This is a genomic window from Streptococcus oralis (assembly GCF_003944215.1).
Taxonomy (GTDB): domain Bacteria; phylum Bacillota; class Bacilli; order Lactobacillales; family Streptococcaceae; genus Streptococcus; species Streptococcus oralis_BI.
This window is the reverse complement of the sequence record NZ_RJVZ01000013.1, coordinates 36,142-48,956: the sequence shown is the minus strand read 5'-3', so window position 1 is coordinate 48,956 and position 12,815 is coordinate 36,142. Positions and strand designations below refer to the sequence as shown.

At 39.8% G+C, this 12,815-nt stretch carries 12 protein-coding genes; 4 read left to right on the top strand and 8 right to left on the bottom strand.

What is annotated here, in order from left to right; genetic code table 11:
* The first annotated feature begins 424 nt into the window (after positions 1-424).
* The 4 genes from nrdH (at position 425) to D8804_RS07930 (ending at position 4,948) form a co-directional block, all read left to right on the top strand.
* Entirely contained in the window at positions 425-643 is a 219-nt protein-coding gene (gene nrdH / locus D8804_RS07945) for a glutaredoxin-like protein NrdH (RefSeq protein ID WP_000259240.1), read from the top strand.
* Positions 644-724: 81 nt separating this feature from the next.
* Entirely contained in the window at positions 725-2,884 is a 2,160-nt protein-coding gene (gene nrdE / locus D8804_RS07940) for a class 1b ribonucleoside-diphosphate reductase subunit alpha (protein WP_125399416.1), read from the top strand.
* Positions 2,885-3,078: 194 nt separating this feature from the next.
* Complete coding sequence (gene nrdF, locus D8804_RS07935) at positions 3,079-4,041, top strand: class 1b ribonucleoside-diphosphate reductase subunit beta (RefSeq protein WP_125399415.1); 963 nt, start codon at positions 3,079-3,081, stop codon at positions 4,039-4,041.
* Positions 4,042-4,180: 139 nt separating this feature from the next.
* Entirely contained in the window at positions 4,181-4,948 is a 768-nt protein-coding gene (locus D8804_RS07930) for a DeoR/GlpR family DNA-binding transcription regulator (protein WP_125399414.1), read from the top strand.
* 42 nt (positions 4,949-4,990) lie between these two features.
* Here the strand turns inward: D8804_RS07930 and lacG are convergent, their stop codons facing one another.
* The 8 genes from lacG to lacA all read right to left on the bottom strand — a co-directional run bounded on the left by lacG (position 4,991) and on the right by lacA (position 12,613).
* Positions 4,991-6,397 (bottom strand): 6-phospho-beta-galactosidase, encoded by a 1,407-nt coding sequence (gene lacG / locus D8804_RS07925; RefSeq protein WP_125399413.1) that lies wholly within the window; start codon positions 6,395-6,397, stop codon positions 4,991-4,993.
* An 84-nt stretch (positions 6,398-6,481) separates the two neighbouring features.
* The gene (locus tag D8804_RS07920) at positions 6,482-8,176 is read right to left on the bottom strand and encodes a lactose-specific PTS transporter subunit EIIC (RefSeq protein WP_125399412.1); all 1,695 of its coding nucleotides are present in this window, start codon (positions 8,174-8,176) and stop codon (positions 6,482-6,484) included.
* The gene (locus D8804_RS07915; RefSeq protein ID WP_001078319.1) at positions 8,176-8,493 is read right to left on the bottom strand and encodes a PTS lactose/cellobiose transporter subunit IIA; all 318 of its coding nucleotides are present in this window, start codon (positions 8,491-8,493) and stop codon (positions 8,176-8,178) included. The genes D8804_RS07920 and D8804_RS07915 overlap by 1 nt, the downstream gene beginning before the upstream one ends.
* A 35-nt stretch (positions 8,494-8,528) precedes the next feature.
* Positions 8,529-9,365 (bottom strand): PRD domain-containing protein, encoded by an 837-nt coding sequence (locus tag D8804_RS07910; RefSeq protein WP_125399411.1) that lies wholly within the window; start codon positions 9,363-9,365, stop codon positions 8,529-8,531.
* 236 nt (positions 9,366-9,601) lie between these two features.
* Positions 9,602-10,582, bottom strand: coding sequence for a tagatose-bisphosphate aldolase (lacD, locus tag D8804_RS07905; protein WP_125399410.1), 981 nt, complete (start codon positions 10,580-10,582; stop codon positions 9,602-9,604).
* Between the two features lies 1 nt (position 10,583).
* A complete protein-coding gene (locus D8804_RS07900) occupies positions 10,584-11,513 on the bottom strand; it encodes a tagatose-6-phosphate kinase (RefSeq protein WP_125399409.1) in 930 nt (309 codons plus the stop codon).
* A gap of 10 nt (positions 11,514-11,523) precedes the next feature.
* Positions 11,524-12,039, bottom strand: coding sequence for a galactose-6-phosphate isomerase subunit LacB (lacB, locus tag D8804_RS07895; protein WP_125399408.1), 516 nt, complete (start codon positions 12,037-12,039; stop codon positions 11,524-11,526).
* A 148-nt stretch (positions 12,040-12,187) separates the two neighbouring features.
* Positions 12,188-12,613 carry a galactose-6-phosphate isomerase subunit LacA gene (lacA, locus tag D8804_RS07890; protein WP_125399407.1) on the bottom strand — a complete coding sequence of 142 codons (426 nt, stop codon included), beginning with the start codon at positions 12,611-12,613 and terminating at the stop codon, positions 12,188-12,190.
* Positions 12,614-12,815 lie beyond the last annotated feature (202 nt).

Sequence of the window (12,815 nt, the reverse complement as noted above, 5' to 3'; positions counted from 1 at the left end):
CTATAAGTTCTATGGTCACTACTAGTATACCACATAAAGCGAATACTTCCCAAAAATTACAGTTATATACTCTCTATCAAGAATACGAAATTCATAATCTATTTGGATGAATGCAGTATAATCTAACATCTTCATTTTAGTTATCTTTTAAATATTTTAATACAAAATATAGGGACATCTTGTGCAGAGACTTTCTTTTTTTCATTAATATTACAGTTTCAGTTTTGTTAAAGCATTGTCTCCGCTAAACTTATTCATGCTCTTACGATTTTTGCTATTTTCAACTTCTTTCAAAAACCACTATATCTTGTATTTTAATTTTAAAACTGTAACTTTTAGGCACAAGATTTAGTTTAAAAAGTTTGACAAAGTTTTTTTTTCTGATATACTAAGAAAGTAATCAAATTTTATGAGGAGTTACGAAATGGTAACGGTTTATTCTAAAAATAATTGTGTACAATGTAAAATGACCAAACGTTTCTTGGACAGCAACAATGTCGCTTATCGTGAGATCAATCTCGACGAGCAACCTGAGTACATCGATCAAGTTAAAGAGCTCGGTTTCAGCGCAGCTCCTGTTATCCAAACACCAACTGAAGTCTTTTCAGGTTTCCAACCAGGAAAACTGAAACAATTAGCATAATCTTAGTACATCATCCAGAAGAAACTCGCTTCTAGGGCTAACTTAGAGGCCTTTCTTTTGTAATTAGATAAAGGAAATTTTATGGGATTAAAACATCTTGAGGACGTGACCTACTTCCGTCTCAATAACGAAATTAACCGTCCTGTTAATGGACAAATCATGCTTCATAAAGATAAAGAAGCCTTGGATGCTTTCTTTAAAGAAAATGTAGTTCCAAACACTATGGTTTTTGATTCAATCACTGATAAAATCAACTACCTCATTGAACACAACTACATTGAAACAGCATTTATCAAGAAATACCGCCCAGAATTCTTGGAAGAATTGCATCAATTTATCAAGGACCAAAACTTTCAATTCAAGTCTTTCATGGCTGCCTATAAGTTCTATAATCAATACGCCTTGAAGACTAATGACGGTGAATATTACCTTGAAAGCATGGAAGACCGTGTCTTCTTTAATGCACTTTACTTTGCTGACGGGGATGAAGCCGTTGCAATCGATATTGCCAATGAAATCATCCACCAACGCTACCAACCAGCTACTCCTTCCTTTTTGAACGCAGGCCGTGCTCGTCGTGGGGAATTGGTCTCTTGTTTCTTGATCCAAGTAACTGATGATATGAACTCTATCGGACGTTCTATCAACTCTGCTCTTCAACTTTCGCGTATCGGTGGAGGTGTGGGAATTTCCCTCAGCAACCTTCGTGAAGCTGGCGCACCTATCAAAGGTTATGAGGGAGCCGCTTCTGGTGTCGTTCCAGTTATGAAACTCTTCGAAGACAGCTTCTCTTACTCAAACCAACTCGGGCAACGTCAAGGTGCTGGTGTTGTCTACCTCAACGTCTTTCACCCAGATATCATCGCTTTCCTTTCAACTAAAAAAGAAAATGCCGATGAAAAAGTTCGTGTAAAGACTCTTTCACTTGGTGTTGTAGTACCTGATAAATTCTACGAATTAGCTCGTAAAAATGAAGAAATGTATCTCTTTAGCCCATACTCTGTAGAGCTTGAATATGGTGTGCCGTTCAACTACATCGACATCACAGAAAAATACGATGAGTTGGTCGCAAATCCAAACATCCGCAAGACAAAAATCAAGGCGCGTGATTTGGAGACTGAAATCTCTAAATTGCAACAAGAATCTGGCTATCCTTATGTAGTCAACATTGATACAGCTAACCGTGCGAATCCTGTTGATGGAAAAATCATCATGAGCAACTTGTGTTCTGAGATTCTTCAAATCCAAGAACCAAGCTTGATCAACGATGCTCAAGAATTCCTTCACATGGGAACAGACGTTTCATGTAACCTTGGTTCAACCAACGTGGTCAACATGATGACCTCACCTGACTTTGGTCGTTCTATCCGTGCTATGGTTCGTGCTTTGACTTTCGTTACAGATAGTTCGCACATCGTAGCTGTTCCTACTATCGACCACGGAAATAGTTTGGCTCACACCTTTGGTCTTGGTGCCATGGGACTTCATAGTTACCTTGCCCAACAACTCATCGAATACGGATCTCCTGAGTCAGTTGAATTTACAAGTATCTACTTTATGCTTATGAACTACTGGACCTTGGTGGAATCAAACAATATCGCTCGCGAGCGTGGTGTAACCTTCCACAACTTTGAAAAATCAGACTATGCTAATGGAAGCTACTTTGACAAGTATGTGACAGGCGAATTTGTTCCAAAATCAGACCGTGTCAAAGAACTCTTCAAAGACGTCTTTATCCCGAGTGCCGCTGACTGGGCTGAACTTCGCGAAAAGGTTCAAGCAGATGGACTTTACCACCAAAACCGCCTTGCTGTAGCTCCAAATGGTTCTATCAGCTACATCAACGACGTTTCTGCTTCTATCCACCCGATTACGCAACGTATCGAAGAACGCCAAGAGAAGAAAATCGGTAAAATCTACTATCCTGCTGCAGGTTTGTCAACAGATACTATCCCTTACTACACTTCTGCTTACGATATGGATATGCGTAAGGTGATTGATGTTTACGCAGCTGCAACTGAACACGTGGACCAAGGACTTTCACTCACCCTCTTCATGCGTAGTGACATTCCAAAAGGTCTTTACGAATGGAAGAAAGAAAACAAACAAACGACACGTGACTTATCCATCCTTCGTAACTATGCCTTTAACAAGGGTATCAAGTCAATCTACTACGTCCGTACCTTTACAGACGACGGTGGAGAAGTTGGTGCTAACCAATGTGAAAGCTGTGTGATTTAATTTTTATCTGAGGCAACCACATTTTCTCAGACTACTGATTAAATTACCCGCCAGACAAAACTTGATAAGTATCTTAAATACTATGAAAAACTAAAAAGTCGGGCTTCCGACTTTTTGTGCGATACTCTTCTCAGACTATGATAAAATAGAGAGGATTCGACAATCGCATTATTACATACAGAAAGAGATTTCAAATGGAAACTTACTACAAAGCCATTAACTGGAATGCCATCGAAGATGTCATCGACAAATCAACTTGGGAAAAGCTGACGGAGCAATTCTGGCTCGATACGCGTATCCCCTTGTCAAATGACCTAGACGACTGGAGAAAACTATCAAACAAGGAAAAAGACTTGGTAGGAAAAGTCTTTGGTGGTTTGACCCTTTTGGATACCATGCAATCTGAAACAGGGGTTCAAGCGCTTCGCTCGGACATCCGTACACCGCATGAGGAAGCTGTTTTCAACAACATCCAATTTATGGAATCTGTCCACGCAAAATCTTATTCTTCTATCTTTTCGACCTTGAATACCAAGGTCGAAATCGAAGAAATCTTTGAATGGACCAACACTAACCCCTACCTACAAAGAAAAGCGGAAATCATCAATGAAATCTACCTCAATGGTAGCCCGCTAGAAAAGAAAGTTGCCAGCGTTTTCCTTGAAACCTTCCTCTTCTACTCTGGTTTCTTTACACCACTCTACTATCTCGGTAACAACAAACTGGCCAACGTTGCGGAAATCATCAAACTGATCATCCGTGATGAGTCTGTTCATGGAACTTACATTGGTTACAAATTCCAACTTGGTTTCAATGAATTGCCTGAAGAAGAGCAAGAAAAACTCAAAGAATGGATGTACGACCTGCTCTATACCCTCTATGAGAACGAAGAAGGTTATACAGAAAGTCTCTATGACGGTGTTGGCTGGACTGAGGAAGTCAAAACCTTCCTTCGTTACAATGCCAATAAGGCCCTTATGAACCTAGGACAAGATCCACTCTTTCCAGATTCAGCTGATGATGTCAATCCTATCGTCATGAACGGAATTTCAACAGGAACTTCCAACCACGACTTCTTCTCTCAAGTCGGAAATGGTTACCTCCTTGGTGAAGTTGAAGCCATGCAAGATGATGATTACAACTACGGTTTAGACTAATTTGGCCAATCATTCAAAATATCATGGTTTGTTTAAAACAACCATGATATTTTTGTTTTTGTTTTATTTTGTTTTTTTCTATTTGATATATTGAGCGTTTTATGGTAAGATAATGATAGTAGAAATCGAGGTGATAAGGATGCTAAAGCAAGAGAAACTAGATAATATTCTAGAAACGGTAAATACAAAGGGAACTATTACTGTAAAAGAAATCATGACGCGTCTGGATGTATCAGATATGACAGCTCGTCGCTACTTACAAGAATTGGCAGATAAAGATTTACTGGTCCGTGTGCATGGTGGTGCTGAAAAACTTCGTACAGGTTCTCTCTTAAACAACGAACGCTCAAACGTCGAAAAACAAGGCTTGCAGATTGCTGAAAAACAAGAAATTAGCCGTTTTGCAGGTCATTTGATTGACGAAGGTGAAACCATTTTTATCGGGCCAGGAACAACCTTAGAATGTTTTGCTCGTGAACTCCCAATTGATAATATTCGTGTTGTAACAAACAGTCTTCCTGTTTTTCTCATCCTAAACGAACGAAAACTAACAGATTTGATTTTGATTGGTGGAAATTATCGCTCTATCACTGGTGCTTTTGTGGGGACACTCACCTTGCAGGATTTGACCAACCTTCAGTTTTCTAAAGCTTTTGTGAGTTGTAATGGTATTAAAGATAAGGCAATTGCTACTTTCAGTGAAGAAGAGGGCGAGGTACAACGAATCGCCTTGAACAATGCCAATAAAAAATACTTACTGGCAGACCACAGCAAGTTTAATAAGTTTGATTTTTACACTTTCTACAATATCTCAGAGATTGATACAATCGTTTCAGATTCCAAACTGAGTCAGGAGACATTTGAAGATCTGTCGAAACAAACAACCATTCTTTTATCGAAACCATAAAAATTCCCCTGCCTTTTGGCGGGGAATTTTTTTGTTTTAGTTTTACTCGATAATCTGTGTCTCAGCTAGTTTTTTGTACCAGTGAGCTGATTTCTTGGGATAACGCTCTTGGGTCTCAAAATCAACATAGAATAGTCCATAACGCTTTTCGTAACCATTTGACCAAGAAAAGACATCCATCAGCGACCAGATAAAGTAGCCTTTGACATTGGCTCCATCAGTGATTGCATCTGCAATCACTTCCATATGTTTCTTAACATAATCAATCCGTCCATCATCGTAGACTGTCCCATCCACAAACTCATCTTTGTATCCAAGACCATTCTCTGTGATATAGATTTTCTTGTAATTTGGGTAATCTTTCTTCACGCGCATGATTTGATCATACAAACCTTGAGGATAGATAATCCAATCCCAGTCCGTACGTGGCACATAATCTGGAGCTACACGGCGTCCGACTCCCTTAATCTGATATTTAGAGCTTCCTTTTTCACCCTTACCATTGTGAATGATTTCTGTTTCGCCATCAAAGGCTTGCATCCAATCACTCATGTAGTAGTTAATTCCAAGGAAGTCATTCAAGTCTTTTGCTACTTCTAATGCAGCGAAGTCTTCTTCACGCAGATCTAAACTTCCACCATTGACTGCTAAGATATGGTTGACACCTTCCATGGTTACTTCGGAATATCGTCCTAGATAAGTCGCGTCTAGGATAAACTTGTTATGGATAATATCTTCTAACTCAGCTGCACGGACATCTGCAGGATTTTCAGGATCCAGAGGATACTTAGTAGGCAGGGCATGAACCACACCAATTTCACCTTTATAACCTTTATCTTTATATAGCTTGACTGCACGCGCATGAGACACCATCATATTGTGGTGAGATTGAAATACTTTGGCAAGGTCGTACTGAATACCTGGAGGGAATTTCCCAACCAAATACTGACCATCTCCTATCGGCCCAATTTCATTAAAGGTTGTCCAAAAGTTAACTTCAGGAAATTCTTCAAAACAGAAGGCTGCATAATCCACAAAGTGATCAATGTTTTCTCTATTCAGGAAATCTCCGTTTGAATGAAGCGCCTCGGGTGTATCAAAGTGATGGAGAGTCACGAAGGGCTCAACATGCCGTTTGTGGCACTCTGCAAATAAATTATGATAGAACTCAACCCCCTTGTCATTAACCTTCCCATAACCAGTTGGAAAGATACGTGACCAAGCGATTGAAATACGGATACCATTGACACCATACTCTTCTGCAAGTTTGAGGTCAACTGGGTATTTGTGATAGAAATCACTGGCTGGTTCAGCAGTATACCAGTAGTTATCTTTGAGGTATTTGTCCCAGGCAACTGGTCCTTTTCCATCGGTATGTGTAGCACCTTCTGCTTGATAGGCGGCTGTTGCTCCGCCAAAAATAAAGTCTTTTGGAAGTGTTTTTGTCATTTGATTCACCTTTCAAGAAATAGAAATGAGATGGAGATATAGTTGGGAGGAGTTCCTCCATCTCACTTCTTCGCTATTTACATTTTATTCTTCGAACTGCGCTTGAACAAAGGCAAGAGCGCCTTTTCCGTCGCGAGTCAATTTAATGTATTGGCCACCTTCTGTCTTAGCAAGTTTGATACCAAGTTTGTCGGTTTCGGCCTTCATGTCTTCAAAGTTTGAAGCAACTTGAGGAGCAAGGATAACCAGATCAAACTCTGGCAACATTTCACGGTGAGCTCCATAGCCACCAGCTGCTGCTTTAACAGGAACATTGTACTCTGCGGCAGCCTTGTTTAGAGCATTTGCAAGGAGACCACTTGTTCCTCCACCTGCACAGAGAACCAAAACATTGGTTTCTTCAGTGATTGTGTTTTGAGCTGCTTCTACACCTGCTTTTTCAAGAATAGCATCTGCTTTAGCAGTATTGAAGTTTGCTGCTACTTTTTCTTTCAATTCATCATTGGCTTTACCAGAACGCTCCTCTTCAAGAATTTGTTCATCATAAACCTTGAGGAATGGATAGTAGATGGCTACGTCAACAAGGATTAACAAAGCAGCAAGTACAAATGACAAGAATTGGAAGTTTGTACCGAGAACAATACCGAGCGGACCTGGTGTTGTCCAAGGAAGGTTGGCAGTAAATGAGTTCATGCCAAGCGTTTCAATGAAGAATTTAAAGATCCAGACGTTTGCGATTGGCGCAAAGATGAATGGAATAAAGAAGATTGGGTTCAAGACAAGGGGGGCACCAAACAGGATTGGTTCGTTCACACCAAAGAAGGTTGGTACTACTGACGCACGTCCGATTGCACGATTTCGTTTCGATTTGGTCAACCACATGAACATGAATGGAACAACCAGTGTCGCACCTGTACCACCCATGGTAACGATAAACATTTGTGTACCAGAAGTAAGGATCTTGTCAGCATGCATCCCTTGTTGGAGAAGGTTCAAGTTGACTTCAGCATTAGCATAGGTAATAGCTGCAATAGCAGGTTCGACGATTGAAGGGCCGTGGATACCAACAAACCAGAAGAAGGCAAAAGCACCAAAGATAATGGTAATACCAAGATAGCCATCAGCTGCAGAGAATAATGGTGCAAAGAATTTACCGATTGATTCTGCTACGCTTGCACCAACAAAATGACGAGCTAATAAATCAAGAACATAAAGAGAAACAACAGAAAGAGTGAATGGAATCACATCTTTAAAAACCTGTGAGATATTGGGCGGAACTTCGTCAGGCATACGAATGGTAACGTTATTCTTAACACAAACCTTATAGATTGCTACGGTAACAAAGGCAGCAAGAAAGGCTGAAAGTAAACCTTTTGTTCCAAGGAACCCTGTCGCAAAGCCACCTTCAATCGGATCAGCTGCCAACATCAACAAACCGACAATCGCTGCCAATAGTGTTGACATATAGTTGATTTGGTTGGTTTTCTCCATGCTACGGTTTACTGAGTCGGTCAATGACTTAGCTGTTGTACCAGCTACCAAGAGAGCTAGAATCCCCATTGAATAGCTATAAGGTTTCATGAGGAGATTAACAACATCATCAGACCATTTAAAGCCCCATGAGTTAGGAACAAAGGCAATCAAGATAAAGATACTTGAGAAGAGAATAACAGGCATACCAGCGATGAAACCATCACGAATAGCACGAAGATAGATATTACGAGATAGTTTCTCAAAGAAAGGTTTCCCTTTCTCGATAAATTCAATTAATTTATTCATTACTTAACTCCTCTCTTGTAGAGTTCGATTAAATGGTGCATCAAATCTTTTAACAAAATGGTAGTCATCAAGTGATCCTGACCGTGCATCATGGTTACACTATAGGCCAAATCTTCACCAGCTGCCTCCTTAGTCAAAAGGCTTGTTTGCGCGTGGTGTGCCTCAGCGATGCAACCACCAGCTTCCTCGACTAAGCTATCTGCTTTCGCAAAATCGCCAGCTTCAGCAGCCTTCAAGGCTTCCAATAGTTTTGAACGAGCATCGCCAGCATAGGCTACGATTTCAAAACCTAACAATGTTACTTCTTCTCTATTCATGATAGAATTCTCCTTATGTATTTTTAATTAAATTTTTATGACAGTAAACGTTGTATATGTAGAACTAGATAAACTCGCTCACTCTTATACAAATCAAGACCCGTATGTTGCGTAATCACATCATAGATCTTGGAACCAATCTCGAACGCTTTTGGATAGGAGTGTTTAATATGATCTTCCATATCCAGAAGTGATTGGTTATCATCTCTAGATCTGTCTAAATAATCCAAGAAATAATTCAAATGAATCATAAAGCGATCATAGAAATGGTTATTCTCTTTGGTTCGTTGAATTGCATAACCCTTTAGCACTTCTTCAACATTCCTGAGAATTTCTTTCCTCTTATCTATCGACTCCACAACCTCCACTTCATTCTCCCCTTCGGCATTGATGAAATGATAAGCGATCCGAATAATTTCATCCTCAGGGAAATGATCTGTCAATTTCTGACGATAGATTTTAAAAGCTTCGTTTGCGATTTGAAAAGCAACAGGATACTTGGTAGAAATATCTGGTAGATTGCTATCCTTGTACCTTCCTTGTGTTAGAGCTTGATAGGAACAGTAAATATGATCTGTCAAGGTCACATAGAGATATTCTTGAATCGGATAGTGATATTTCTTAGAAAGATTATCAATGATCTCGTAGGTCACTGTGATAAAATCAAGCGGAACATCTTTGAGAAGAGCCATAAAGTTTTCTCTGGACTCTTCTGTCTTCATCCGAAAGATTTTCTCAACCTGATTTTCAGCAATTAAATCCCCCTTCTTTTTCCCAAATGCAATCCCCTTACCAATCACAATCACTTCTTCTCCTTTGTCATTTCTGACAAGCGAGACGTTATGATTCATTGGGTTTAGAATTCGATACATGTCAACCTCCTTTTGCATCTTAAAGGTATATGAGTGCAAAAAATGACCACAAATGAACTAGAAAATTCTTTGATTTCTAATCCACCTGTGATCATGCCTAATATTACTTAGTAACACTCACCTTGTATTAACTTGTGATTTAAGTATAGCATAAGTAAGTTGTTTTGTAAACCTTTACATTCAACTTTTTTTAAATTTTTTTTAGATCAATGTTCCTAAGATTAGGGGAGGGAAACTTATACACGTTCAGTCCATGAAGTCGCTGTTGTTTGAAGAACCTTGTTGAGTTCGTCAATGTTCTCAAATCCAGTTGTACGCAACCACTCACGAGCTGCTGCTTCACCGTCTTTGATGTAAGCTTCAACTGATCCAGCCCATGTTGCACGTCCACAAAGAACGCCGTTAAAGTTTGCGCCTGATTCGTGGGCAAAGACAAGGGTTTCTTGGAAGAGTTTAGCTGATACACCCGCACTCAAGTAGATGTATGGCAAGTTAGTTGCTTCATCTTGTGCTTTGAAGAAGGCTGCCGCTTCTTCACGAGTATGCACGATTTCACCATCGCCAAAACCTTCAACGTATTTGACGTTGACTGGAACTTCCACTTTCAAGACATCAATGTTAAAGCGTGGGTCTGAGAAGACCTTCATGGCACCGATAACCTTGTGTGGTTTGACTTTAGCGTATTCTGCAGAACCTGCGTCAGCGATTTTTTCATCATAGGCAAGAATTTCAAGGAAGAATGGAATGTCTTCCGCCACACACTCAGAACCAATACGTTCGATGTAGGCTTGTTTTTCTTGGTTGAGTTCGTCAGAGCTGTCTACGTCATAGTAAAGCAAGAATTTGACAGCGTCAGCGCCTTGTTCCTTGATGCGTTTGGCAGACCAAACATCTAAGCAGTCAGGCAAGCGTTTGGTGCTTGTTGTATCGTAGCCAGTTTTCTCATAAGCAAGGAGAAGACCAGCATTGGCATCAAGCGCTTTTGTAGCTGGAAGACCATATTCAGGGTCGAGAAGCATAGATGATGCGTATTTTGTCAATTCATCTGCAACCAAGACTTTGAGTTCTTCCATTTGAGCCACTGTTGGCTCTTCCGTTTGGTATTGAGCCATGAGGCGTTTCAAAGCGCCACGTTGGTCAAAGGCAAGGGCTGAGATAATGCCATTTTCATCTGAAAGTTTTTCTAAGCATGCACGTTTATTTTCTGTTAAAACCATTTTATACCTCTTTTACTATTAATTGATCATATAGAGCTTGATAGTTGGCCATATTCACATGACCTGTCATTTTTTCTTGAGCATTGAGCATACCAAGGACATTTGCCTTGATGAGGAGTTCTGCATCCGATTCCCTATGAAGAAGACCTGATGAAATCCCTGCAACAGTAGAATCTCCAGATCCGACAGGATTGACTACCTGAATTCTTGGAATATCTACCTTGTAGAAAGTATCCCCATGTTTTGCAAAAGCACCATTTGCACCAAGTGAAACGATAATCCACTCAATCCCTGCAAATAGAGGCTCTTGAAGAACTTCCTTTAATTCATCCAAATCTTCTGAAACTTCTCTGCCTAGAAGCTGAGACAATTCTTCATTATTTGGTTTGATAACTGTTGGCTTGTGTGGTGATTCAAGGACAGCCTGAAGAGCTGCACCTGAGCAGTCTAGAACAACTGGTTTCTCTACTTTATTAGCAAGCTCTACCAAGTTTGCATAATAGTCAACTGGAAGGCCAGCTGGAAGACTACCTGAAATGGCTACTACTTCTACAGTGTCAAGAAGATTTTCGAAATGAGCCAAGAAATCTTGCCCTTCTTGTTCCAATACTTCAGGACCTTTTTCAAGGATTTCTGTTTGGTTATCTCCGTGGAGAATAGCGATACAGTTACGAGTTTCTCCCTGAATTGAGAAGAAATCTTTCGTTACTTTATCGTCGATGTTTTCTACTAAAAACTCACCAAGTTTACCACCGACCAGACCAGTAGCAACAACAGAATCTCCAAATTCTGAAAGAACTCGCGTAACATTGAGACCTTTCCCACCAGCTGTTTTAGTTACATCCACCACACGGTTGACAGTGTCAATTTTTAATTCATCCAAAGGATAAGAAATATCAATGGATGGATTCAGTGTGACTGTTAAAATCATGCGTCACCTCTTAGTCGTGGTATTCACCGCGATCCCATTTTTCAAGGAATTCTGTAAAGAAGTTTGCATCTGCTTGATGAGCATTGTGAGTTTCAACGTGCTCAATTTTCGCAATCAATTTTTTGTTTTCTTCTGATGGTTTGTATTCAGCATTGATGAAAGCTTCAATGATATCACACATAAGCAATTCACCAGTGATTTTACCACCAAAACCAATAACGTTGGCATTGAGTTCTTCTTTAGCATAAAGAGCTGTTGTCATATCACGAACTAAGGCAGAACGGACACCAGGAACTTTATTTACAGCGTTGTTGATACCAACACCAGTACCACAGATACATACCCCAAGATCAGCTTGACCGCTTGTAACAGCTTCACCAACTTTTTTACCAAAAATTGGGTAGTGTGTACGAGCATGATCGTAAGTACCAAAGTCAATGACTTCATGTCNTTTTGATTTCAAAAATTCTGAAACCGCCATTTTTTCATCTGTTACGATGTGGTCACATCCAATTGCAATTCTCATTAGTTATTCCCTCCGATTAATTATATAAATCTAATATCATTTATCCCTACTCAAGAAAAATCAAGATTAGCTTAGGAAGCGAGCTGCAAGCATAACTGAGGTTAGCTAAAGCAAGCTGACAACAGATTATCTTGATTTTTGAAGAGTATTAGCACATTTTGTTCAACATATCGACACGGATTTGGTGACGACCACCGTCGTATTTACCGTTAACAAATCCTTTAGCAATATTTTTCGCCAATTCATCACCAACGATTTCTGCACCCATAGTAATCATACGTGAGTTGTTGTGGCCGCGAGTCATATATGCAGAACGTTCATCAGAAACTTCAGCAGCAACCATTCCTTTGATTTTAGTTGCGACCATGAAAGGACCAGCACCATAAGCGTCAATCACGATACCAAGGTTTTGTTCTTCTTTGTTTACTTCTGCAGCAACAGCAAGAGTCACATCAACAAAGTCTTGACCTTCAGCTGTAACATCCACAACGTGGAAGTTTTCTTTTTCCAAGAAGTTTTTCACAACTTCTTTCAATCTCAAACCTGCAGCATCTGCACCGATAACAATAGACATATTGTATACTCCTTTTAATTTTTCTAGGCCAGCAAAGACTTTTATAACTAGTATTATAAGTACAAAAAGCTTTCTAGCAGTTTATTGACAAATTGGATTGAATGAGATGAATTACACCTTATTCAAGTTTAGGAAACCAGTTTCCTAGAAAAAATATAACAAGCGATTGTTTGTTTGTTGCAAACATCATTTGTTGCTTACA

Coding starts and splice junctions, on each gene's coding strand:
- D8804_RS07910 (WP_125399411.1), bottom strand. CDS start 9,365: ATGTATCGAATTCTAAACCCAATGAATCATAACGTCTCGCTTGTCAGA.
- D8804_RS07900 (WP_125399409.1), bottom strand. CDS start 11,513: ATGATTTTAACAGTCACACTGAATCCATCCATTGATATTTCTTATCCT.
- nrdH (WP_000259240.1), top strand. CDS start 425: ATGGTAACGGTTTATTCTAAAAATAATTGTGTACAATGTAAAATGACC.
- nrdF (WP_125399415.1), top strand. CDS start 3,079: ATGGAAACTTACTACAAAGCCATTAACTGGAATGCCATCGAAGATGTC.
- lacA (WP_125399407.1), bottom strand. CDS start 12,613: ATGTCTATTGTTATCGGTGCAGATGCTGCAGGTTTGAGATTGAAAGAA.
- lacG (WP_125399413.1), bottom strand. CDS start 6,397: ATGACAAAAACACTTCCAAAAGACTTTATTTTTGGCGGAGCAACAGCC.
- D8804_RS07930 (WP_125399414.1), top strand. CDS start 4,181: ATGCTAAAGCAAGAGAAACTAGATAATATTCTAGAAACGGTAAATACA.
- D8804_RS07920 (WP_125399412.1), bottom strand. CDS start 8,176: ATGAATAAATTAATTGAATTTATCGAGAAAGGGAAACCTTTCTTTGAG.
- nrdE (WP_125399416.1), top strand. CDS start 725: ATGGGATTAAAACATCTTGAGGACGTGACCTACTTCCGTCTCAATAAC.
- D8804_RS07915 (WP_001078319.1), bottom strand. CDS start 8,493: ATGAATAGAGAAGAAGTAACATTGTTAGGTTTTGAAATCGTAGCCTAT.
- lacD (WP_125399410.1), bottom strand. CDS start 10,582: ATGGTTTTAACAGAAAATAAACGTGCATGCTTAGAAAAACTTTCAGAT.